Raw genomic sequence first — 20,600 nt, forward strand, 5'->3', positions numbered from 1 at the left:
CATCGGTGACGATGCGGGTTTTTTTATCAACGCGCCTCGTTCGATATTTGTATATACAAAAAACCTGGCTTTCCACGAATTTTGTATATACAATTTGCCTGATGCAAGTCTCCTTCGATGTGGTTAAGAGCACCCGCAACATCGGCGAACGCGGTTTATCGTTCGAACGGGCGGCAGATTTCAATTTCGAGACAGCGTTGATCGGCACGGATGATCGGCGTGTTTATGGGGAAGTACGGTACGTCGCGTTGGGGTATCTCGACGATCGCTTGCATGTTCTCTGTTTCACAGAAACCCATGATGGAATTCGCGTGATCAGTTTTCGTAAAGCTAATTCGAGAGAGGTAAATCGCTATGCCAGCACGTAAGCCCATGATCGACGAGAGCGGAGAAGTACGTGAACTGACCGCCGCGGACGTCAAGACGTTCAAGCGCGGTGGCGCTGCGTTACCCGCGTCGTTGCGGGCGAAGACAGGTGTTCGCGGGCCGCAAAAAGCGCCAACGAAGATTCCATTGTCACTTCGACTTTCGCCGCAGGTCGTGGAGGCGTTTCGTGCGTCAGGTGAGGGATGGCAGACGCGTATCGACGTGGTTTTGGCCGATTGGCTCAAGACCCACTCGCCGGACGAACTGGCGGTGTGAATTGGTCTGGTACGAAGGCGAGGGATTTAAAGCAGAGAGTTGCGGACAAGCCGGAATGCCGGTGTTTGGCGGAAGCGGTGAGATTCGAACTCACGGACGAGTCACCCCGTCGCTAGTTTTCAAGACTAGTGCCTTAAACCGCTCGGCCACGCTTCCACGTTTCACAAATTTTCACACACAGCAACTACAAGAAAAATGCGCCTGAACCGCGTCGCACCTTTCCGGCAAGGCGCGTATTGTAGCGCAACTTTCGCGGGCGTCCACCAAGCAAAACATCAAGCAAAACCGCCTCACCCTTCCAGCGACCTCGTTGCTCGCAAACCGGGAAACAATCGCATCCATAACAACGCAACGGCGATCGTTCCTACGCCGCCAATCAGCACTGCGGGCACTGCGCCGAACAGTCCCGCCGTCATCCCGGACTCGAACTCCCCCAGCTGATTCGATGTCCCGATAAACAGCGAATTGATGGCGCCCACGCGTCCTCGCATATCGTCGGGTGTTTGGAGTTGAACGAGCGACATGCGCACGACGACGCTGATCACATCGGAGGCGCCGAGCGCGGCCAGCGCGATCAGCGAGACATACAGATTCCGCGACAGCCCGAACACGATCGTCGCAATGCCAAACGCGATCACACCGCCGAACAACGCCGTCCCGGCCCGCCGCCGCAACGGGAAATGCGCGAGATATATCGATCCGGCCAGCGCGCCGACGGCAGGCGCCGCGCGCAATACGCCAAGCGCCCACGGCCCGGCGTGCAAGATATCGCGGGCGAAAACCGGCAGCAGCGCAGTCGCGCCGCCAAGCAACACCGCGAACAGATCAAGCGATAACGCCCCCAAAATCACAGGCTTGCGTCGAATGAAGGCGATGCCGGAGAAGAGCGATTCGAACGTCAGCGGCGTGCGCGTGCGCACCACTTGTTCGATCCTTATCGATGACAACGCCACCGCCGCCCCGATGAACGCCACCGCCACCGCGCCATATACCGTCAGCGCTCCGAGTCCGTAGAGCAGACCACCCATTGCCGGTCCGAGGATCTGTGCGCTCTGGTTAGCCGACGTCGACCACGCGGTCGCGTACTGCAACTGGGCGCGTGGAATCAGGTTGGGCAAGAGTGCGGCCATCGACGGCGACTCGAACGCGCGTGCCGAGCCGGCAACAGCCGCGATCAAATAGATCAGGCCCTGGCTGGTCATTCCGTGCCACGTCGCCACGCACAGCGTCAACGCGGCCACCCCCTGAATTGCCTGACAGACGAACGCGATCGTGCGCCGATCGTAGCGGTCAGCCACATGACCGACCACCAGCGTGAGCATGAACATCGGCAGGAATTGCGAGAGGCCGACGAGCCCGAGTGCGAACGCGCTGTGTGTGATCGAGTAGATCTGCCAGCCGATTGCCACCGACATCATCTGGAACGCAACCGATGACATCACCCGCGCGCTCCAGAAGAGCGCAAAGGGCCGGTGCCGCATCACGGAACCGGCGGTCAAAGTAGGGGCGGGCGCATTCAATTTAACGGTCTTCCCTGATCGTTATCGACGGCGTGTCTCTAAGAAAGAGCGCCTGCAGGTCGTTGAGAAAATCCTGTCCGCGCTGCGTGGGCGCAATGCGATCGATGTCGCGCGTGATCAAGCCACGACGCTCCGCTTCCACCAGTCCCGATTCAATTGCGGACATCGCGAGCCCGGTTCGTTCGTTGAACGAATGCACCGGAAACCCTTCCACGAGCCGCAAGGTGTTGAGCATGAATTCGAATGGCAAGTCGCGCGGTCCGACCTCGTGCTCTTCTTGCACTGCCGCGCCCGCAAGCGCTTCATCCATGTACGTTCCAGGATGTTTATAACGCACCTGGCGCAGGATTTTCTGCGGAAACGACAGCTTGGTATGCGCGCCCGCACCAATGCCGAGATAGTCGCCAAAACGCCAGTAGTTCAGGTTGTGCCGGCTCTTCCTGTGCGGCTTCGCATAGGCGGAGACCTCGTAGCGCTCATAACCCGCTGAAGCCGTGCGCTCGTGAATCCAGTCCTGCATATCGGCGGAAGCGTCGTCGTCGGGAACGGGCGGCGGGTACTTCGCGAACATCGTGTTCGGTTCAAGCGTCAGGTGATACAGCGACAAATGCGGCGGCGCGAAACTGATAGCCGTTTCGATATCCGCCCGGCATTCATCCAGCGTTTGTTTCGGCAGCGCGAACATCAGGTCGAGGTTGAAGTTATCGAAATTCCTGGCCGCTATTTCCACAGCCTGACGGGCTTGCGTTGCATCGTGAATCCGGCCAAGCGCCTTCAGATGTTGCTCGTTGAAACTTTGAATACCTATCGATAAACGGTTCACGCCGCTTGCGCGGAATTGCGCGAACTTCGCGGCTTCGAACGTGCCGGGATTGGCTTCGAGCGTGATTTCAGCATCGGCGTCGAGCGGCAGGAGGGCGCGGGCGTCGGAGAGCAGGCGGTCCAGTCCTTTCGCCGACAGCAAACTGGGCGTCCCTCCGCCAATGAAAATGGTGTGGACCTGCCGGCCCCAGACCATCGGCAATGCGCGTTCGAGATCGGCGCGCAATGCATCGAGATAACGATCCTCGGGAAACGTCTCGCCCTTCCACTCGTGCGAATTGAAATCGCAATACGGACATTTGCGCACGCACCACGGGAAATGCACGTACAACGCCAACGGCGGCAACGAGGTCAGCCGGATACTGCCCGGCGACGTGAACGCCTTGACTACGTTGATCGTCTGAGGACCGCTCGAACTGGCCATTACGATATGTCCTTCAACCGCGCCAGCAGATGCCGAAGCGCAATCGCCCGATGACTGTTGGCGTTTTTAACCGCAGGATCGAGTTCGGCGGCGGTTTGTCCCAGCGACGGCACCAGGAAATGCGCGTCATAACCAAAGCCGTTTGCACCACGCGGGGTATCGATGACTTCGCCGTGCCAGCGGCCTTCCGCAATCAGCGGTTCGGGATCATCGGCATGACGCACGAGCACGAGGACGGAGAAGAAATACGCGCGCCGGTCTGATTCATTGGCGAGATCATTCACGAGCCGCGCGTTGTTCGCGGCATCGCTTTTTTCGCCGCCGTTGAGCAATTGCGCGTAACGCGCCGAATAAACGCCCGGCGCACCGCGCAACACATGCACGCAGAGGCCGGAGTCGTCGGCCAGGGCAGGCAATCCCGTCGCCGCCGATGCATGCCGCGCCTTCGCCAGCGCATTCTCGACGAAGGTCACATGCGGTTCCTCGGCCTCGGACACGCCAAGTTCGCCTTGCGTCACGAGATCGATGCCGGCCGTGCTCAGCAGTGCTGCGAACTCGCGCAATTTGCCCGGGTTATTCGACGCGAGTACGACGCGTCCCAAGGCGCTAAGGGAATCAGAATCAGACACTGAGCAACTCCAGCGCGATCTTCTGCTTCGCGATCAACGTTTCGATACCGCTTTGCGCCAGATCCATCAGCGCGTTCATTTCGGCGCGCGTGAACGGCACGCCTTCGGCCGTTCCCTGCACTTCGACGAAACCACCGGCGCCGGTCATTACGACGTTCATGTCCGTGTCGCACTGCGAGTCTTCGTCGTAGTCGAGATCGAGCACCGGCTGGCCGTTGTACACGCCCACGGAGATCGCGGCGACAAATTGATTGATCGGTGATTCCGCGATCTTTCCGGCGGCCAGAAGCTTGGTGACTGCGTCGTGGGCCGCGACAAACGCGCCCGTGATGCTAGCCGTACGCGTGCCGCCGTCGGCCTGGATCACGTCGCAATCGATATGCAGCGTACGCGCCCCCAGCTTGTTCAGATCGAACACGGAACGCAGCGCGCGCCCGATCAGGCGCTGGATTTCCTGCGTGCGCCCCGTTTGCTTGCCGCGCGCCGCTTCACGGTCGTTACGGGTGTTGGTGGCACGCGGCAGCATGCCGTATTCGGCTGTGAGCCAGCCTTGATCGCGTCCGCGCAGGAATTCGGGCACGCGCTCCGAAATGCTCGCGGTGCAAATCACTTTGGTGTCGCCGAATTCGACGAGAACCGACCCTTCCGCGTGCTTCGTGTAATGCCGCGTGATGCGCACGTCGCGCAATTGGTCCGCACGACGGCCGCTCGGGCGGTTGGACGGGGCGGACGGGTTCAGCGTGGAGTTGGTCATGGAGGCGGCAAAGTGAAAGAAACGCAGTGAAAAGGAGCTTGGGCGCGCGATAAAAAAAGCATAAAAATCGCGCCAAGGTTCGAATTTTATCCGCAATCGGAGTGAGCGTCCGGCGCGGCGTCCTGTCTGCGTTCGCGCGCGCCGCATGGCGGTATTGCGTTTCCAGGGGTGGGATCGGCAAAAATGGGATAATGGCAGCTTCCTCGCCCGGCCAACATTGCCTGCCATATCGCGCAGCTTCACGCCGGGCGTTTCGAAGCGAACTGGCCGTGCCGCGCAAGCAGCAAAGCGAACAGCAAAAAGCGCCACGGCCTTCAATCACGGACGCGACAATGATCTACAGCATGACAGGCTACGCGAGCGCCACGCGCGAAGTAGCGTCGGATGGTGCGGGCGCCAATGGCTCGGGTGTGGGGGTATCGGTGGAATTGCGCACGGTGAATTCGCGCTTCCTCGACATGAATTTCCGCATGCCCGAAGACGTGCGCGTCTGCGAGCCGCAATTGCGCGAAATGCTGATGAACAAGCTCTCGCGCGGCAAGGTCGATATCCGCATCAACCTGAATCGTGCCGAACAGATCACCATTGCCGGCGTCCTCAATCGCGATGCGCTGTCGCAACTCGCCGCGCTCGAGCGCTCGGTGCTGGATATTTTCCCCGATGCCGAACGCATGCGCACCGGCGAAATCCTGCGCTGGCCGGGCATTTTGTCGGAGAGCGGGGTGTCGGCGGAAACGCTGCGCGACGCGGTGCTGGCTTGCGGCAAACAGGCGATCACCGAACTCATCGATGTCCGTGCCCGCGAAGGCGCTGCGCTCGCCGCCGTGCTGATCGCGAACGTGACGGAAATGGAAGCTATCGTGGCAAAGGTCACGCCGCTCGTGCCGGAATTGATCACGAAGCATCAGCAGAAAATTGTCGAGCGTTTGCAGGATGCGCTGGGCATTGCATCGCCGGAAGGCACGCAAACCAGCATTCCGCGCGAGGAAATTGCGGAACGGATTCGCCAGGAAGTGACCATGTATGGCATCCGTATCGACATCACCGAGGAATTGCAGCGGCTCTCCGCGCATCTGGCGGAAACGCGCCACGTGCTGCAAAAGGGCGGCAAAGTCGGCAAGCGGCTCGACTTCATGATGCAGGAATTGAATCGCGAAGCGAACACGCTCGGCTCGAAAGCGGCTGCGAAAGAACTCGCGGACTCGTCGATGACGCTCAAATTGCTCATCGAACAGATGCGCGAGCAAGTGCAAAACCTGGAGTAACGCAGCCATGAACGACGCACAACGCAACACCTACGCCGGGGTTTATCCGGGCAACCTGTTCATGGTCGTGGCGCCGTCGGGCGCGGGCAAATCGACGCTGGTCAACGCACTGCTCGCGCAGGACGAAGCGATCCGCCTGTCCGTGTCGTACACCACGCGCGCACCGCGTCCGGGCGAGGAAAATGGCGTTCAATACCACTTCGCTTCCGTCGATGACTTCATGGCGCGCCACGCCGCCGGCGAGTTCCTCGAAAGCGCGGAAGTGCACGGCAACTATTACGCCACGTCGCGCGTATGGATTGAAGCGCAGATGAAAAGCGGCCACGACGTGCTGCTTGAAATCGATTGGCAAGGTGCGCAACAGGTCAAGAAGCGCTTTCGCAACGCGGTGGAAATCTTTATCCTGCCGCCGTCGCTGGATGCGCTGGAAGAGCGCCTGAAGAAGCGCGGCCAGGACGCCCCGAACGTGATCGTGCGGCGTTTGCTGGCAGCCGGCAGCGAGATGGCGCATGCGCCGGAAGCGGAATACGTGCTGATCAACGAGAACTTCGAGCGCGCGCTCGGCGAACTGCAGTGTCTCGTTGCAGCCACACGGCTACGTTTCGGTTCACAGTACGCCCGTCATACGCAGTTGTTTGTGGAGTTGGGCATACACTCGCCGCACGCCGAGTGAACGGGGCTTTCCGGTCACATAAGGTAGAATGAAGAACATATCGAGAAGGAATCAACCATGGCCCGCATCACCGTCGAAGACTGTCTGAAAATGATCCCCAATCGCTTCGAGCTCGCGCTCGCAGCAACGTATCGCGCGCGCCAGCTCGCTCAAGGCCATACGCCGAAGATCGAAAGCCGCGACAAACCGACGGTTGTTGCGCTGCGCGAAATCGCGGCCGGCCAGGTCGGCGTCGAGATGTTGAAGAAGGTGCCGGTCTGATTTGCGGCCCGGACGTCTGCGCGCATTGTCACTAACCGCGTCAGCCAACCACGGAGGCGACCATGAATCCTGTTCCATCGTCCGTCTCTGTGGACCCGCATCACGACGTCCTCAGTACCGAGCACGCCGGGTCTCATTCCGAAAATCACGCGCACGATCATGACAACGCTCATGATGCCGATTCGCCCTCGGCCGCGCGCAAGTACATCGACGCAGTCCTCGAACAATCGTTTCGCCATCTGTTCGGGCCGACTGCCACACCGGAAAAGCCGCGTCGCCACGATGTCGTTTCCATTGCGAAACTGACCACCGAGCTGGCCGCGTACCTTTCGCCGGAAGAAATCAAGCAGGTCAAGCTGGCTTTCCATTTCAGCGATGAAGCCCATCTCGGGCAGTATCGTCAGAGTGGCGAGCCGTACATCACGCATCCGGTGGCCGTCGCGGAGATCTGCGCGAGCTGGAAACTGGACGATCAGTCGATCATGGCGGCGTTGCTGCACGACGTGATCGAAGATCAGGGCGTGACGAAGACCGAGATTGCGGAGCGGTTCGGGCCGAAGGTGGCTGAGTTGGTGGACGGCTTGTCGAAACTCGACAAGATGGAGTTCCGCAATCGCGAGGAAGCGCAGGCGGAAAACTTCCGCAAGATGCTGCTCGCCATGGCGCGCGATGTCCGCGTAATCCTCGTCAAGCTGGCGGACCGGCTGCACAACATGCGCACGCTGGGCGCGGTGCCGCCGGAAAAACGGCGTCGCGTGGCGCGCGAAACCATCGACATTTATGCGCCTATCGCGCATCGGCTTGGGCTGAACAACACGTATCGCGAACTGCAGGACCTGAGCTTCGCGAACTTCAATCCGCATCGGTATGCCACGCTTGAGCGCGCTGTGAAGGCCGCCCGCGGCAATCGGCGCGAAGTGGTGGGCAAGATCCTTGAAGCGGTCCAGCGGACCATCGCGGATGCAAAAATCAAGGCTGACGTGACCGGCCGCGAGAAAACCATCTTCAGCATTTACAAGAAGATGCGCGACAAGCAGTTGTCGTTCTCGCAAGTGCTCGACGTCTATGGCTTTCGCGTGGTGGTCGATACCGCGCTCGAATGTTATACGTGCATTGGCGCGCTGCACGCGCTCTACAAGCCGGTGCCGGGTAAGTTCAAGGACTACATCGCCATCCCGAAGGTGAACGGTTATCAGTCGTTGCACACCACGCTGGTGGGCCCGTTTGGTGCGCCGATCGAATTCCAGATCCGCACGCGCAAGATGCACGAAATCGCCGAAGCGGGCGTGGCCGCGCATTGGCTTTACAAGAATGGCGGCGCTGACCTGAACGATGTGCAAAAGCGCGCGCACCAGTGGTTGAAGTCGCTGCTCGACATTCAAAGCGAAGCCGGCGATTCAAGCGAATTCCTCGAGCACGTCAAGATCGATCTGTTCCCCGATGCGGTCTACGTGTTCACGCCGAAGTCGAAGATCATGCCGCTGCCGCGCGGCGCGACGGCGTTGGATTTCGCGTATTCCATTCACAGCGACTTGGGCAATCAATGCGTCGCGGTGAAGATCAACAACGAATTGCTGCCGCTGCGCACCGAGTTGAAGAGCGGCGATATCGTGGAAGTAATCACAGCGCCTTATTCGAAGCCGAATCCCGCGTGGCTTGGCTTCGTGCGCACCGGCAAGGCGCGTTCGGCCATTCGCCACTATCTCAAGACCATGCGGCTGAACGAGTCGGTTCAACTGGGCGAACGGCTTGTTGACCAAAGCCTCAAGGGATATGGACTCGCGCTGTCGGAAGTGACGCCGGAGGTCTGGGAAAGACTGGCGCAATGGACCGGCAACAAGAGCCGTCAGGAAATTTTCGCGGATATCGGCCTTGGCCGGCGCGTGGCCGCGGTGATGGCGAAGCGTATCGAAGTGCTCATGAACGGTCGCGACGACGACGATTCCCCGCGCGAGAGCTTCACCACGAATACCGCGCCGCCGGTCGTGATCACCGGCACCGAAGGGATGTCGGTGCAGTTGTCCGCCTGCTGCCGCCCGATTCCCGGCGACGACATCATGGGTTACATCGGCATTGGGCTGGGCATGGCGATCCATACCACCGAATGCCGTGTGGCCCAGCGGATTCACAAACGTGATCCGGGCCGATGGATCGACGTAGCCTGGGCGCCGCAGCCGGGCCGCCTATTCGATGTATCCATCAAGGTGCTCGTCAGCACGTCGAAGGGCGTATTCGCCCGGGTAGCGGCTGATATTACGTCCGCCGATGCCAACATTGTCCACATCGCCATGGACGAGGATGTGACGCAGGAATCCACCGTCCTGCGTTTCGTGATCCAGGTCAGCGATCGCGTGCACCTGGCGAACGTCATGCGGCGCGTGCGCACGAACCCGGACGTGATGCGTATCGCGCGTGAGCGTCCGAGTGACGAGCCGCATCATCGCAATACCGAAGGCGGCATGCGGATCGATCGCGAACGCGGCGATTATTGAGGCCCGGCGTTCGCCCTTTAGCGTAGCGGCTGGCGCAGCCTGAGGCTCAACCGCTACCGCCGGAACGCGACCTGCGTGCCTGTACCCATTCTGCGTACACAGGGGCACTTATGAAAACATCAGAACTGGAAGGCGCCGAGCTCGACTATTGGGTCGCGCGCGGGCTGCATGAGTTCATCCGCGAAATTCATTTCACCGATGGCGGCCAGACGCTCTCCATCCGCGGCAATGACCGCGGACGGGCATGGGACGGGCGTTTCCTGCCATCGTCGTCGTGGGAAGCGGCGTCCGTTGTGCTCGAGCGCGCGTCTCGGCTGGAGATGAACGACCACGGGCGCGGCGAAGTCATCTGCACGGCGATATTCGGCAAGTCCGGTGGGCAAGTGGAAGGGCGCGGGCCGTCGCTGCGTATCGCATTGCTGCGCGCTTTTCTGATGCATGCGTTCGGAGACACGGTGGACGATGAATTCCCGCATCGTTCGCAAATGCTGCTGGGGGAGCGGGCCGAACCGTGGGGCGAGCAGAGCGCTACGGCGACGATTGAAGATGCACCGTTGCCGGAGGGGCGTATAGGCGACATTGGGTCGACTGCACGGCAGTGAACCAGTCTTTCGCCTCTCCTTGGGCGCTTGGGCGGAGCAGTCCAGCGCAATTCCAAAAAAGACCCGCGCGCTTTCCCCCGCACAAACAAAAAGGGCCTTCCGTGCGGAAGGCCCTTCTAAAACTGGTGCGGCTGGCAGGATTCGAACCCACGACCCCTTGGTTCGTAGCCAAGTACTCTATCCATCTGAGCTACAGCCGCGCACAAAGCAGGGTAATACAAAAAACGGATACTGGAAACGCTTGCTTGAAACGAAACAACAAAACGCTCTAAAAAAGTGGTGCGGCTGGCAGGATTCGAACCCACGACCCCTTGGTTCGTAGCCAAGTACTCTATCCATCTGAGCTACAGCCGCACGCGAGACAAAGAGTATAGCCAAGCTCTCCCAAAAAAGGAAGGGTTTAGCCTCGATTTCTGTAATGCCGATCTCCTTCGTGTTACCGTGTACAGGAGCTATCTCGCTCCTCTGCACGTTATTTTGAGCGGTTTGCACCATGAACAAAGCATTTGTAAAGGAATCGGACGAGAGCGATGAAGATGTCGACCTCGAGCAACCCGCCGGCGTCCCTCCCGGCACGAAGAACTACATCACGCCCGCAGGGCATCAGCGTCTGCGCGACGAGTTGCTGCATCTGCTGGACGTCGAGCGGCCGGATGTCGTGAAACTGCTTTCCTGGGCGGCGTCCAATGGCGACCGCTCGGAGAACGGCGATTACATTTACGGCAAGCGGCGCTTGCGTGAGATCGACCGGCGAATCCGCTTCCTGACCAAGCGTCTCGACAAGGCCGAAGTGGTGGACAGCAGCCGGCAAGAAAATGTCGATCAGGTGTTTTTCGGCGCAACGGTGGATTACGCCGGCGACGATGGCGACGTGCACACGGTGACTGTTGTCGGTGTGGACGAGGTGAATCTGGATGTCGGGCACGTGAGCTGGATCTCGCCCATCGCCCGAGCGTTGCTCAAGGCCAAGGTCGGCGATACCGTCACGCTGCACACGCCCGCAGGCGTGCAGCAAATCGATATCGTCGATGTGCGTTATCCGGCGAAGGCTTGAGGCGCTTCAACTGAAGCAATAACCTCAGCAAGCTCGGGACGAAAAAAAGGCGCCGCAAGCGGCGCCTTTTTCACATCGGTACGACTCGAATCTAGTCTTAAATCAAGACTTAGAAGCGGTGGCGAATGCCAACCGTTGCCGAGACCTGGTTCGGGGTCGACGACATGCCTACGCCGTTGATCGGAGCGCCGATGCCGCTGTCGCCCAGGTCAAGCGCGTGAACGTATTCGCCTTGCAGGTACACGTCCGTGCGCTTCGACAGCGAATAAGCTGTCTGCAGGCTGAACTGATGGAACGACGGCTTTTCGCCATCGAGACGAGCATCCGTGTACGTGTACGCGCCTGCCAGGCTCAGGGCCGGGGTCAGTGCATAGTGTGCATTCAGCTCATAGTTGTTGAAGCGAGCGTAGTTGCCGATCGCGATGTTGCCCGTGTTGCCAACCGTAGCACCGTTGATGCTTGCTGCATCTTCGAGCTTGGTTTGCGTGAACACGAAACCAACCGTTGCCGGGCCGAACGCGTAGTTCAAGCCAGCGCCGAACGTGCGTTGCAGACCTGCGTTGAACGTGTTGTCGCCAGCAACAGCGCCGTTTGCGTTGTTGATTGCGCCAGCCGTCAGGTTGTTGTTCAGTTGCAAGTACGCTGCAGCAATGTTCAACGGGCCGTAGTTATACGACGCGCCAACGCTGTACGAGCGGTTGTTCGCGAAACCATCAGCCTGGTTCGAGAAACCATACAACGCGCCGAACTTGAAGCCGGCGTAGTTCGCGCTCTGGTACTTGACCGAGTTGTTGATACGGAACGAGTTGTCGAGGTTGTCGTTGTCGAACGGATGCGCGAACTGCGTGCCGCCGTATTGCGTGCCGGTCAGAGCCAACGGGCCGAGATAGTCGACCACGGAGTCATACTGACGACCCAGCGTGACGGTACCGAACTGGTTGCTCGACAAACCAACGAAAGCTTGACGGCCAAACTCACGACCTTGCTGGCCAAGCGTACCGTTCGCAATGCTGAAGCCGTTTTCCAACGTGAAGATTGCCTTCAGGCCACCACCGAGGTCTTCAGAGCCGCGCAGGCCCCAACGGCTGCCGTTCACCGCGCCGCTCGTCATCTTGAAGTTATGTGAACCGTTTTGATTGTTCGTGTACGTCAGGCCAGCATCGATCAAACCGTACAGCGTCACGCTGCTTTGGGCATGAGCGGCAGTTGCAAATACGCCCGACAGGGCGGCGACCATGAGAGTCTTTTTCATCTTTGTAACTCCGAGAGCAATTTGGGTCTGACAACCCAGGCTTGAAGGAAACCTTCACTCCGACGCGCTGCGAGAGGCGCAGTCAGGTGTTTCGTGTGTCGATAGAAGACACAGTCGTTTCCGGACCAGACGAAGTGTAAAGACGGTGTTACAGCGATGGCATTCCGATTTACGCAATAAAGTATTCTGCGATCGGCAATGATTAAGAAAGGCAATCTAAGCCTTTACTGGCAAGGCTTTGCGGGGGAATGGCGGGGGATAATGCGCAGTGTCAACAGGGCTTCGTTGCGCAATTGCTACATGCGCTATCGTTAAAATACAACGCCAATAATCCTAGATGTCGATTGTTGACGGAACCGCAATAGATGATTGCTGAATCCGTTAATGATTACCAGAAGGCGTCCCGTTATACTTTAATCGCTGCTTTCCGAAGCAGACTTTTTCGTTGACGGAAAAGATCTCCAAACCTTGTCGGCGCGACTTCCCAGTCGCGCTTTTTTTTGCCTGAACGGGCTCGATGCCCGAAGCCTGTTCCAGGCGATGCGCACTTAGTTGGCAGCTTCGACTTCTTCTTCCTGCGGCGCTTCCGCTTCTTTGTCGCTATCGAATGTCAGCCAACTCGATATTGTCCAGTCTTCCATCACATAACGGCGTGCATCCATTGGCGAGGACAGGAGGTTCTGCCAATGATCGCCATGCCATGCCGGGTCGAAATCCAGAGCTGAATGCGACTCCACTACTGCTTGGGGTCCTACCAACGTCCTGATCCACGAAAACATGCTTTTGAGTTCGGTCGTCAAAGCTATGACCTCCTTTAAAGTGCCTGCAGTACTGTTTCATGATGCCGATCCCTGATTTCGGTAACAAGGCTCGTATACGCTTACGATTCGACAAAAGCGGTTACAAGCTGAGTAAATATTGCTTCTTGGCGCGTATGGACGATTTAATCCGGAATTATTACGACGTTTGTTTTCTTTTCAACCGTCCTGATTCCAGAGCGCATGCGGACTGGGCTTAGATGCTTCTCCTGTGCGTCGAACCGGCCCCGTGACTGGAAACGGCCTGGAACCGCCAGCGCTTGAACGGACGTGCGTTAAAATGGCCGATCGATGCGCCTTTTTCTTGCGCGGATCGCGTCCATTCCTCTCTTTGCGGTCAGCGCTGTGCTCCCAATCGTTACTAATATTGTTAGTCTGGAACCGCTGGTTTTCGTCGACCTCGAAACCACGGGCGGCACCTTCGGCGTGAATCGCATCACGGAAATCGGCGTGGTCGAGGTCGGACCGGCCGGCGTGACGCAGTGGAGTTCGCTCGTCAATCCGCAGCAGCCGATTCCGTTCTTTATCCAGCAGCTCACCGGTATCAGCGATTCGATGGTGCGCAACGCGCCGACGTTCGAAGCGATCGCGCATGATTTGCTCGCGCGTCTCGACGGCCGGCTATTTATTGCCCACAACGCACGGTTCGATCACGGTTTTCTGCGCAGCGAGTTCAAGCGGGCAGGCATCAAGTTCCAGCCCGACGTGCTGTGCACGGTTCAGTTGTCGCGCGCCATTTATCCGGCGGAGCGTCGGCATGGGCTCGATGCGCTCATCGAGCGGCATGCGCTCGTGCCGGCGGCGCGCCACCGCGCACTGGCCGATGCCGATCTGCTCTGGCAATTCTGGCAGCACCTGCATCGCGCGTTTTCCGCCGATGTCGTGCATGGCCATATAGAACAGGTTGCACGGCGTTTCCGGCTTGCCGGCGATATTGACGAGGACACCATCGAACAGATTCCGGCAGGCTGCGGCATCTACGTGTTTTATGGCGAGGACGATGTGCCGCTGTACGTTGGGCGAAGCGTGCGCTTGCGCCAGCGCGTGCGGGCACATCTGTCGGGTGTGAAACGTTCGGCGAAGGATCTGCGGCTGGCGGAACTTGTCCGTCGCGTGGAGTGGACCGCGACGGGCGGCGAGATCGGCGCGATGCTGGCGGAAGGGCGCTCGGTCGCGCGGTTGCGGCCGGCACATAACCGGTTGTCCAAAGCCCGTCGCGATGACCCGAGCCACGCGCCGTGGACGTACCCCGGCGCCATTGCAATAGCGGAAACGGATGCGACGACCAATGTGCGAGTCTGGCATGTCGTCGATGCCTGGCAGTATTTCGGCATGGCCGCGTCGCTCGACGAAGCCGCGCAACTTCGCGCGGCAGCGCCCGCGGCATCGTTCGAGTTATCGACGTACCGGATTCTCAGCGAGCGTCTCTCGCATGGACTGACGATCGTGCCGCTTGCAGCTACCGCGTGTCCGTCAGGCGAGCCGGTCTTAGCCGACCGCGTCTAGCCGACCGCACCCACACCGCCCGACGCGCATACGTGCGACAACGCGCGCGCGAGCGGCGCGTTCTGGGCCGAATCGTAGCGCGTGAGATGTTTCCAGCGAGCGATGCTGTCGGCCAGTCGTAGCGGGCAGTCGTCGGCATGGCGCAATGGCTCCACGCCAGCTAGCGCGGACAGCAACGCGTTGGTCACCCGATCGAGCTTCGGCCGGGTATCGCGAGCGAGGTCCGGTGGCGTCCCTTCGGGCGCACGTAACTTCCGCCAGTTATCGAAGAGAGCGTTTTGCACGTCCTTGCTCGCCTCGATCTGATCACGAAAGAAAAGCTGCGCAAACGCCGGATCAATACCCGCGGATTTTGCTCGGCTATCGATACCGGCCAGCAACGCGGCTTCACGGGGTTGATCGGTGATGGGCTCGTGGTTCGCCCATTTCCAGCGCGCGACCGGCTCGGCAAGCGCCAGCCGTTGTGACGACAACGCGATGAGATTGGTGAAGGGCGTGTCGTCGCCGTCAGCGAAAGCCGCCGAAGAACAAGCAGTGATGGCAATAATAATGGCAGCCATGGAAGTCATGGCGCGGAGAACGTGCAAAAGGGAATGGCGAAGCATGAATACCGGAGCCAGAGCGTTAAAGCCGCAGCTTAACGTATGACGCGTAGGGCGCGCGCGTGGTGATCATGGGGTGATCACGAATGAGCGCCACGTTCGTGATGTTAAAAGGTGGAACCGTCGGGCTATTTCAGTCGTTCTATTAGCACCCGCGTGCAAACCCCGCGCTGCCGCAAAGGCATGCTGCGACGATCAACCGTGCGGAGATCTCTGCTTGCACAACATATGCAAACACGGTGAGCGTACTGCGCATTTCAGCAATTATTTCGGGTCGAACAGGTTACGTTGTTCGTCGAAGAATGCCCGCACGTATTCGGGCAACTCTGCGAGGAATTCGACCCCGACCGGTTCTTGATCCGGACATTGCACCTTGTCGGGTGTCGGGATTTTCGTCGGCTTGGCGTCCATCATTTTCTCTCCTTGTATGGGTCGATTATCAATCTCGACTCTGGCTTCGCGCTAGCGTCGAATGCGAGGCTGGCGCATTTCCACGTATCTGTGTTGCTTTAACGGAACATTCTTCGCGTGACTTAAGGCTGTGATAATTCTTGGATCAGCAGCCGATATTTTTCTGCGCCTCGCGATCCGTTCACCATTTTAATTTCCGACCACTTCCACTGATTAACTCGTCTCCCGGTTATTGGAGATCCTTGCAGACACCTCGCGGCGCAGCGTTCAATATTTCGCAAGCCACTTCAAACCTCATCCTGCTTGTCTGCCCTGCCAATTCCGGGAGCGTAGGCGCCTCGCTGCGTAAAACGGACCTCGCTCAATATTGATAACGGCACGATTCGGCTGCGGTTGACCGTTTTATTCATAATTAAAAAAATTTAACGTTTCGCTATGTCTGAAAGCGCACGTATTCATACAATCATTCATCTAAACGAATGTTCGCAAATCACGCGAGAAGAAAGCATCGAGGAAACGACGGGAAGTTTATGAATTGCGCTCACTTAAAGTTTCACTTTAAGTACATGAACTTACGGATTGATCTTGAACATAATTTTTGAGATGGTGCCGGGAAAATGAAAAACCCGCGAGGCCTGGAGGCGACGCGGGTTTCTTGAAATGAAGCTTGGTGCCGGAAAGAGGAATCGAACCCCCGACCTTCGCATTACGAATGCGCTGCTCTACCGTCTGAGCTATTCCGGCATCAGAGAAACAAGATTATAAGGACCTTCCGGCGAGTTTGGCAACACCCTACGGTCAATTAATTTCCGAGTGGTAGCGCGTCACGCGTTCGACCTCGTTCTTCGATCCGAGGAACACCGGCACGCGCTGATGCAGGTTGGTCGGAACGATGTCCAGGATGCGCTGCTCGCCGTCCGTCGCAGCGCCGCCCGCCTGTTCGACGATGAACGCCATCGGGTTCGCTTCGTACAACAGGCGCAGCTTGCCCGGACGATCGGGCGTGCGTTTGTCGGCGGGGTACATGAACACGCCGCCGCGGTTCAGGATGCGGTGCACGTCCGCGACCATCGACGCGATCCAGCGCATGTTGAAGTCGTCTTTGCGCGGGCCGTCCTTGCCTTCGTTCAGCTCGTTCACATATTTTTGCACCGGCTCGTACCAGTGACGGCTATTCGATGCGTTGACTGCGTACTCGCGGGTGTCGGCGGGGATCTGCATGTTGCTGTGCGTGAGTACCCACGAACCCAGCTCGCGATCGAGCGTAAAGCAGTTCACACCGTAGCCGGTGGTCAGCACGAACACGGTCTGCGGACCATAAACCGCATAACCGGCTGCGACTTGCGCCGAGCCCGGCTGCATGAAAGCCTGTTCGCTCGGCTCCGCGCCGTCCGGGCATCGCAGCACTGAAAAGATCGTGCCGATAGACACGTTCACGTCGATATTCGACGAACCGTCGAGCGGATCGAACGTAAGCAGATAGTTACCCTTCGGATATCGGTTCGGAATTGGGAAGATTTTTTCCATTTCTTCCGATGCCATCGCAGCCAGGTTGCCGCCCCATTCGTTGGCTTCGAGCAGGATTTCGTTTGAAAGAATATCGAGCTTTTTCTGCACTTCGCCCTGGACGTTTTCGCTGCCGGCAGTGCCTAGCGCTTCGCCCAACGCGCCCTTGCTCACTTGAAAGCCGATCTGTTTGCATGCGCGTGCGATCACTTCGATCAACAGCCGAAGGTCCGCGGGAAGGTTTTGATGTTCCCGTTGCTGCTCAATCAGATACTTGGTGAGCGTCGTGCGACGGGAAATAGATGAGGGGGTCGACATTGCGTTGGGCTCCAGGCGTTAGACGAATGCCTCAGATTCTACCCGCTTGGAATGTGTCTCCCGATGTCACAGGAATGTGGCGCACATTTAACGGGTTGCGGAGAAACGCGTAGCCTGGTTTTCGAAACGACGATCTTGCATAAAAAAAACCGGCGCCAAAGCACCGGTTTCACTAATCCAAGGTAAAGGCTTAAACCTTCAACCCAGCGCTTTTTCCACAATCTCGCGTACATCGCGCGATTTCACCTTCGACGCTACCAATTCCAGCGCTGCATGCGCCTGCTCGCGCAAAGCTGGCGTATACCGGCGCCATTGCTCGAGCGTGCGAGCAAGGCGTGCGGCCACCTGAGGGTTCATCGCGTCGAGCGCCACTACCTGCTCGGCCCAGAACGCGTACCCGGAACCATCTGCAGCGTGGAATTGCGCCGGATTCGCGCCGCAGAAGCTGAAGATCAGCGAGCGGGCCCGATTCGGATTTTTCAGCGTGAACGCCGGGTGCTGCATCAGCTTGCGCACGATCTCGAGCACATTGCGCTTCGGGCCGCCGCGTTGCGTGGCCTGCAGCGCGAACCATTTGTCGATGACGAGCGGCTCTTTCTCGAAGCGCTGGTAGAAGTCGCTGAGCGCGGCATCGGCAGTGCTGGTATCGACGGAACCCGATGCTCCCGCCGTCAGCAGCGCCGACAACGCAGCCGACCGGTCCGTCATGTTGTTCGCGGCGTCGTACTGGGCACTTGCCAGTTCGATGGCGCGGGTGGGGTCGTCGAGCTGACTCAGGTAGGCGAGGGCAAGATTCTTCAGCCCGCGCTTGCCGGCGTCGTCTGGTGTCGCGCGATATTCGCCCGGCGTACGGTTCGCTTCGTACACCGCGAGCCAACGCTCGCGCAGGCCCGTGGCGAGGCGGCGGCTGACGAACACACGTGCCGCGTGGACGGCGGCGGGGTCGGACACAGCCATCTGTTCTGCAAGATATCCCTCGGATGGCAACATCAGCGCCAGTTCCTGGAATGCCGGCGTGAGGGTGCTGTCGTCGAGCACCTGGGCGAATGCGGATACCACCTGGTCGTCGAGCGTCAGTTCTTCACCTTTCGATGCACGGTCCGCCAGCGCAAGCAGTTCGCGCGTCGCGAGACGCTGGCCGGCTTCCCATCGATTGAACGGGTCGCTGTCATGAGCCAGCAAAAACGCGAGCTGTTCGTTGGTGTAGTCGTAGTCGACCACCACCGGTGCCGAGAAATTACGCAGCAAGGAGGGCAACGGCTCCTCGGCGACATCGGCGAACGTGAACGTTTGTTCCTGTTCCGTGAACTCCAGAACGCGCGTGGTGCCTTGCGGTTCGTTCTCGCCGTCGAGTTTCAGTGGCAAGTCGTCTCCGTTCTTGCCGATCAGGCCGATCGAGAACGGAATCAACAGCGGACCCTTCTGGGTCGCGCGCGCGGCCTCGGACGCTTCGCCGTAGCCTTGCGCGAGCGTCAGCGTGTAACGCTTCGCGGCTGCGTCGTAACGCGTGCGAACCGTGATCCGGGGCGTGCCCGCCTGGCTGTACCAGCGCTCGAATTGCGCCAGGTCGCGGCCGTTGGCGTCCGCCATGGCGTGGCGGAAGTCGTCGCAGGTGACTGCCTGGCCGTCGTGGCGCTGGAAATACAGGTCCATGCCGCGCCGGAAACCGTCGCGCCCGAGCAGCGTTTGGTACATGCGCACGACTTCCGAGCCTTTTTCATAGACGGTCATCGTGTAGAAGTTGTTGATCTCCACGTAGCTTTCCGGGCGCACCGGATGCGCCATTGGACCGGCGTCTTCCGCGAATTGCATCTGGCGCAGCACGCGCACGTCGTCAATCCGTTTGGTGGCGCGCGCCGCGTCGCTGGCTGCGCCTGGTTCGAGTCCGGCGGCCATGTCGGCGGAGAATTCCTGGTCGCGGAACACGGTCAGGCCTTCCTTCAGACTCAGCTGGAACCAGTCGCGGCAGGTCACGCGATTGCCCGTCCAGTTGTGGAAGTACTCATGGCCGACCACGGCTTCAATGTTGCTGAAATCCACGTCCGTCGCCGTCTCAGGATTCGCGAGCACGTACTTCGTGTTGAAGATGTTCAAGCCCTTGTTTTCCATTGCGCCCATGTTGAAGTCGCTCACGGCGACAATCATGAAGCGGTCCAGGTCGAGCTCAAGCCCAAAGCGGCGTTCGTCCCATTCGATGGAATGAACCAGCGAATCCATGGCGTGCTGGGTCTTGTCGAGATCGTGAGGTTCAACCCAGACCTGCAGCAGTTTTTCCTTGCCCGAACCGGACTTCATGCGCTGCTCGAGCTTGACGAGCTTGCCGGCCACCAGCGCGAACAGGTAGCTTGGTTTCTTGAACGGGTCTTCCCAGCGCGCGAAATGACGGCCATCGTCGAGATCGCCTTCTTCGATCAGGTTGCCATTCGATAACAGCACGGGATACGCCGCCTTGTTCGCCCGCAACGTGACGGTGTAGGTGGCCATGACATCGGGACGGTCGAGGAAATACGTGATGCGCCGGAAGCCTTCAGCCTCGCATTGCGTAAAGAAATTGCCGCCGGATACGTACAGGCCCGACAAGGTCGTGTTCTCAGCCGGATTGCAGGTGCTTTCCAGAGTCAATTCAAACGCGTCGGGAATATTGCTCACCGACAAACCGTTCTCGGTAACGCGGACATCCGCATGCGGGCGCCCGTCCAGCGTTGCGCTAACGAATTCCATTTGCTCGCCGAGCAACTCCAGCGTCGCCGCAGGCGTGGCATCAGGGTTGCGGCGCAGGCGCATGGTATTGCGCACTACCGTGCGTTCGGGGACGAGATCGAATTCGAGCGCGACGGTATCAATCAGGAATGCGGGCGGCGTGTAGTCGGCACGGCGGATTACGGCAGGTGCGGTCGAGTTGGACATGACGGTTCTGATTGAGTTGAGCGAGCGCCTTTGGCTTCCAGGCGGCCTTGTGTCGGACCATTGTACAAAGGCTCGCGGGATCGTGCGCTCGATTCGGGGTCGGCCGAATGGCCTGTTTCCCGAACTTCGTCTATTTGTGAAG

Annotated in this window: 19 protein-coding genes and 4 tRNA genes; 9 read left to right on the forward strand and 14 right to left on the reverse strand. The window is 59.2% G+C overall.

The genetic code is table 11. The features are described from left to right. Positions 1-101: 101 nt before the first annotated feature. Entirely contained in the window at positions 102-368 is a 267-nt protein-coding gene (locus ACSOSP_RS17525; RefSeq protein ID WP_455308578.1) for a BrnT family toxin, read from the forward strand. Then, positions 355-642: a BrnA antitoxin family protein gene (locus ACSOSP_RS17530; protein ID WP_158936422.1), complete on the forward strand. Its 288-nt coding sequence runs from the start codon at positions 355-357 to the stop codon at positions 640-642. The genes ACSOSP_RS17525 and ACSOSP_RS17530 overlap by 14 nt, the downstream gene beginning before the upstream one ends. A gap of 66 nt (positions 643-708) precedes the next feature. On the opposite strand, the gene ACSOSP_RS17535 is transcribed toward ACSOSP_RS17530, so the two are convergent. From ACSOSP_RS17535 to rph, 5 genes are all read right to left on the reverse strand, one after another. Then, positions 709-798 (reverse strand) — tRNA-Ser (locus ACSOSP_RS17535). A gap of 134 nt (positions 799-932) precedes the next feature. Next, complete coding sequence (locus ACSOSP_RS17540; RefSeq protein ID WP_455311023.1) at positions 933-2,123, reverse strand: MFS transporter; 1,191 nt, start codon at positions 2,121-2,123, stop codon at positions 933-935. 40 nt (positions 2,124-2,163) lie between these two features. Continuing rightward, positions 2,164-3,408 carry a radical SAM family heme chaperone HemW gene (gene hemW, locus ACSOSP_RS17545; RefSeq protein WP_455308579.1) on the reverse strand — a complete coding sequence of 415 codons (1,245 nt, stop codon included), beginning with the start codon at positions 3,406-3,408 and terminating at the stop codon, positions 2,164-2,166. Continuing rightward, positions 3,408-4,037 (reverse strand): RdgB/HAM1 family non-canonical purine NTP pyrophosphatase, encoded by a 630-nt coding sequence (gene rdgB / locus ACSOSP_RS17550; RefSeq protein ID WP_455308580.1) that lies wholly within the window; start codon positions 4,035-4,037, stop codon positions 3,408-3,410. The genes hemW and rdgB overlap by 1 nt, the downstream gene beginning before the upstream one ends. Next, on the reverse strand, positions 4,030-4,791 hold the full coding sequence (gene rph / locus ACSOSP_RS17555) for a ribonuclease PH (RefSeq protein WP_455308581.1): 762 nt from the start codon (positions 4,789-4,791) through the stop codon (positions 4,030-4,032). The genes rdgB and rph overlap by 8 nt, the downstream gene beginning before the upstream one ends. Positions 4,792-5,123: 332 nt before the next feature. On the opposite strand from rph, the gene ACSOSP_RS17560 reads away from it, so the two are divergent. The 5 genes from ACSOSP_RS17560 (at position 5,124) to ACSOSP_RS17580 (ending at position 10,084) form a co-directional block, all read left to right on the forward strand. Further along, complete coding sequence (locus tag ACSOSP_RS17560) at positions 5,124-6,056, forward strand: YicC/YloC family endoribonuclease (RefSeq protein WP_455308582.1); 933 nt, start codon at positions 5,124-5,126, stop codon at positions 6,054-6,056. 7 nt (positions 6,057-6,063) lie between these two features. Beyond that, the gene (gene gmk, locus ACSOSP_RS17565) at positions 6,064-6,729 is read left to right on the forward strand and encodes a guanylate kinase (protein WP_455308583.1); all 666 of its coding nucleotides are present in this window, start codon (positions 6,064-6,066) and stop codon (positions 6,727-6,729) included. Between the two features lie 57 nt (positions 6,730-6,786). Next, entirely contained in the window at positions 6,787-6,990 is a 204-nt protein-coding gene (rpoZ, locus tag ACSOSP_RS17570) for a DNA-directed RNA polymerase subunit omega (protein WP_031359151.1), read from the forward strand. A 62-nt stretch (positions 6,991-7,052) separates the two neighbouring features. Then, positions 7,053-9,482 carry a RelA/SpoT family protein gene (locus ACSOSP_RS17575; protein WP_455308584.1) on the forward strand — a complete coding sequence of 810 codons (2,430 nt, stop codon included), beginning with the start codon at positions 7,053-7,055 and terminating at the stop codon, positions 9,480-9,482. Between the two features lie 110 nt (positions 9,483-9,592). Beyond that, positions 9,593-10,084: a phage protein NinX family protein gene (locus ACSOSP_RS17580; RefSeq protein WP_455308585.1), complete on the forward strand. Its 492-nt coding sequence runs from the start codon at positions 9,593-9,595 to the stop codon at positions 10,082-10,084. A 123-nt stretch (positions 10,085-10,207) separates the two neighbouring features. Here ACSOSP_RS17580 and ACSOSP_RS17585 read toward each other — a convergent pair. Together ACSOSP_RS17585 and ACSOSP_RS17590 are read right to left on the reverse strand one after the other, a co-directional pair. Further along, a tRNA-Arg gene (locus ACSOSP_RS17585) sits at positions 10,208-10,284 on the reverse strand. A 77-nt stretch (positions 10,285-10,361) separates the two neighbouring features. Next, a tRNA-Arg gene (locus ACSOSP_RS17590) sits at positions 10,362-10,438 on the reverse strand. 139 nt (positions 10,439-10,577) lie between these two features. Between ACSOSP_RS17590 and greB the strand changes: the two genes are divergently transcribed. Then, the gene (gene greB, locus ACSOSP_RS17595; protein WP_455308586.1) at positions 10,578-11,138 is read left to right on the forward strand and encodes a transcription elongation factor GreB; all 561 of its coding nucleotides are present in this window, start codon (positions 10,578-10,580) and stop codon (positions 11,136-11,138) included. Between the two features lie 109 nt (positions 11,139-11,247). Here the strand turns inward: greB and ACSOSP_RS17600 are convergent, their stop codons facing one another. Next, a complete protein-coding gene (locus ACSOSP_RS17600; protein WP_031359155.1) occupies positions 11,248-12,390 on the reverse strand; it encodes a porin in 1,143 nt (380 codons plus the stop codon). 548 nt (positions 12,391-12,938) lie between these two features. Beyond that, positions 12,939-13,169, reverse strand: coding sequence for a hypothetical protein (locus ACSOSP_RS17605; protein WP_455311024.1), 231 nt, complete (start codon positions 13,167-13,169; stop codon positions 12,939-12,941). Between the two features lie 330 nt (positions 13,170-13,499). Here ACSOSP_RS17605 and ACSOSP_RS17610 point away from each other — a divergent pair, with 330 nt between their 5' ends. Beyond that, a complete protein-coding gene (locus ACSOSP_RS17610; RefSeq protein ID WP_455308587.1) occupies positions 13,500-14,714 on the forward strand; it encodes an exonuclease domain-containing protein in 1,215 nt (404 codons plus the stop codon). On the opposite strand, the gene ACSOSP_RS17615 is transcribed toward ACSOSP_RS17610, so the two are convergent. From ACSOSP_RS17615 to pepN, 5 genes are all read right to left on the reverse strand, one after another. Further along, the gene (locus ACSOSP_RS17615) at positions 14,711-15,283 is read right to left on the reverse strand and encodes a chorismate mutase (RefSeq protein ID WP_455308588.1); all 573 of its coding nucleotides are present in this window, start codon (positions 15,281-15,283) and stop codon (positions 14,711-14,713) included. The genes ACSOSP_RS17610 and ACSOSP_RS17615 overlap by 4 nt on opposite strands. Before the next feature lie 297 nt (positions 15,284-15,580). Then, positions 15,581-15,730 (reverse strand): hypothetical protein, encoded by a 150-nt coding sequence (locus ACSOSP_RS17620; RefSeq protein ID WP_455311049.1) that lies wholly within the window; start codon positions 15,728-15,730, stop codon positions 15,581-15,583. A gap of 665 nt (positions 15,731-16,395) precedes the next feature. Further along, positions 16,396-16,471: transfer RNA gene (locus ACSOSP_RS17625), tRNA-Thr, on the reverse strand. Positions 16,472-16,525: 54 nt separating this feature from the next. Continuing rightward, positions 16,526-17,551, reverse strand: a complete 1,026-nt coding sequence (locus ACSOSP_RS17630) for a class 1 fructose-bisphosphatase (RefSeq protein WP_455308589.1) — start codon at positions 17,549-17,551, stop codon at positions 16,526-16,528. 198 nt (positions 17,552-17,749) lie between these two features. Continuing rightward, complete coding sequence (gene pepN / locus ACSOSP_RS17635) at positions 17,750-20,458, reverse strand: aminopeptidase N (protein ID WP_455308590.1); 2,709 nt, start codon at positions 20,456-20,458, stop codon at positions 17,750-17,752. Between the last annotated feature and the right edge of the window lie 142 nt (positions 20,459-20,600).

It is taken from the genome of Caballeronia sp. KNU42 (assembly GCF_053760385.1).

Coding starts and splice junctions, on each gene's coding strand:
- ACSOSP_RS17525 (WP_455308578.1), top strand. CDS start 102: ATGCAAGTCTCCTTCGATGTGGTTAAGAGCACCCGCAACATCGGCGAA.
- ACSOSP_RS17530 (WP_158936422.1), top strand. CDS start 355: ATGCCAGCACGTAAGCCCATGATCGACGAGAGCGGAGAAGTACGTGAA.
- ACSOSP_RS17540 (WP_455311023.1), bottom strand. CDS start 2,123: ATGCGGCACCGGCCCTTTGCGCTCTTCTGGAGCGCGCGGGTGATGTCA.
- hemW (WP_455308579.1), bottom strand. CDS start 3,408: ATGGCCAGTTCGAGCGGTCCTCAGACGATCAACGTAGTCAAGGCGTTC.
- rph (WP_455308581.1), bottom strand. CDS start 4,791: ATGACCAACTCCACGCTGAACCCGTCCGCCCCGTCCAACCGCCCGAGC.
- ACSOSP_RS17560 (WP_455308582.1), top strand. CDS start 5,124: ATGATCTACAGCATGACAGGCTACGCGAGCGCCACGCGCGAAGTAGCG.
- gmk (WP_455308583.1), top strand. CDS start 6,064: ATGAACGACGCACAACGCAACACCTACGCCGGGGTTTATCCGGGCAAC.
- rpoZ (WP_031359151.1), top strand. CDS start 6,787: ATGGCCCGCATCACCGTCGAAGACTGTCTGAAAATGATCCCCAATCGC.
- ACSOSP_RS17575 (WP_455308584.1), top strand. CDS start 7,053: ATGAATCCTGTTCCATCGTCCGTCTCTGTGGACCCGCATCACGACGTC.
- ACSOSP_RS17580 (WP_455308585.1), top strand. CDS start 9,593: ATGAAAACATCAGAACTGGAAGGCGCCGAGCTCGACTATTGGGTCGCG.
- greB (WP_455308586.1), top strand. CDS start 10,578: ATGAACAAAGCATTTGTAAAGGAATCGGACGAGAGCGATGAAGATGTC.
- ACSOSP_RS17600 (WP_031359155.1), bottom strand. CDS start 12,390: ATGAAAAAGACTCTCATGGTCGCCGCCCTGTCGGGCGTATTTGCAACT.
- ACSOSP_RS17605 (WP_455311024.1), bottom strand. CDS start 13,169: ATGTTTTCGTGGATCAGGACGTTGGTAGGACCCCAAGCAGTAGTGGAG.
- ACSOSP_RS17610 (WP_455308587.1), top strand. CDS start 13,500: ATGCGCCTTTTTCTTGCGCGGATCGCGTCCATTCCTCTCTTTGCGGTC.
- ACSOSP_RS17615 (WP_455308588.1), bottom strand. CDS start 15,283: ATGACTTCCATGGCTGCCATTATTATTGCCATCACTGCTTGTTCTTCG.
- ACSOSP_RS17620 (WP_455311049.1), bottom strand. CDS start 15,730: ATGATGGACGCCAAGCCGACGAAAATCCCGACACCCGACAAGGTGCAA.
- ACSOSP_RS17630 (WP_455308589.1), bottom strand. CDS start 17,551: ATGTCGACCCCCTCATCTATTTCCCGTCGCACGACGCTCACCAAGTAT.
- pepN (WP_455308590.1), bottom strand. CDS start 20,458: ATGTCCAACTCGACCGCACCTGCCGTAATCCGCCGTGCCGACTACACG.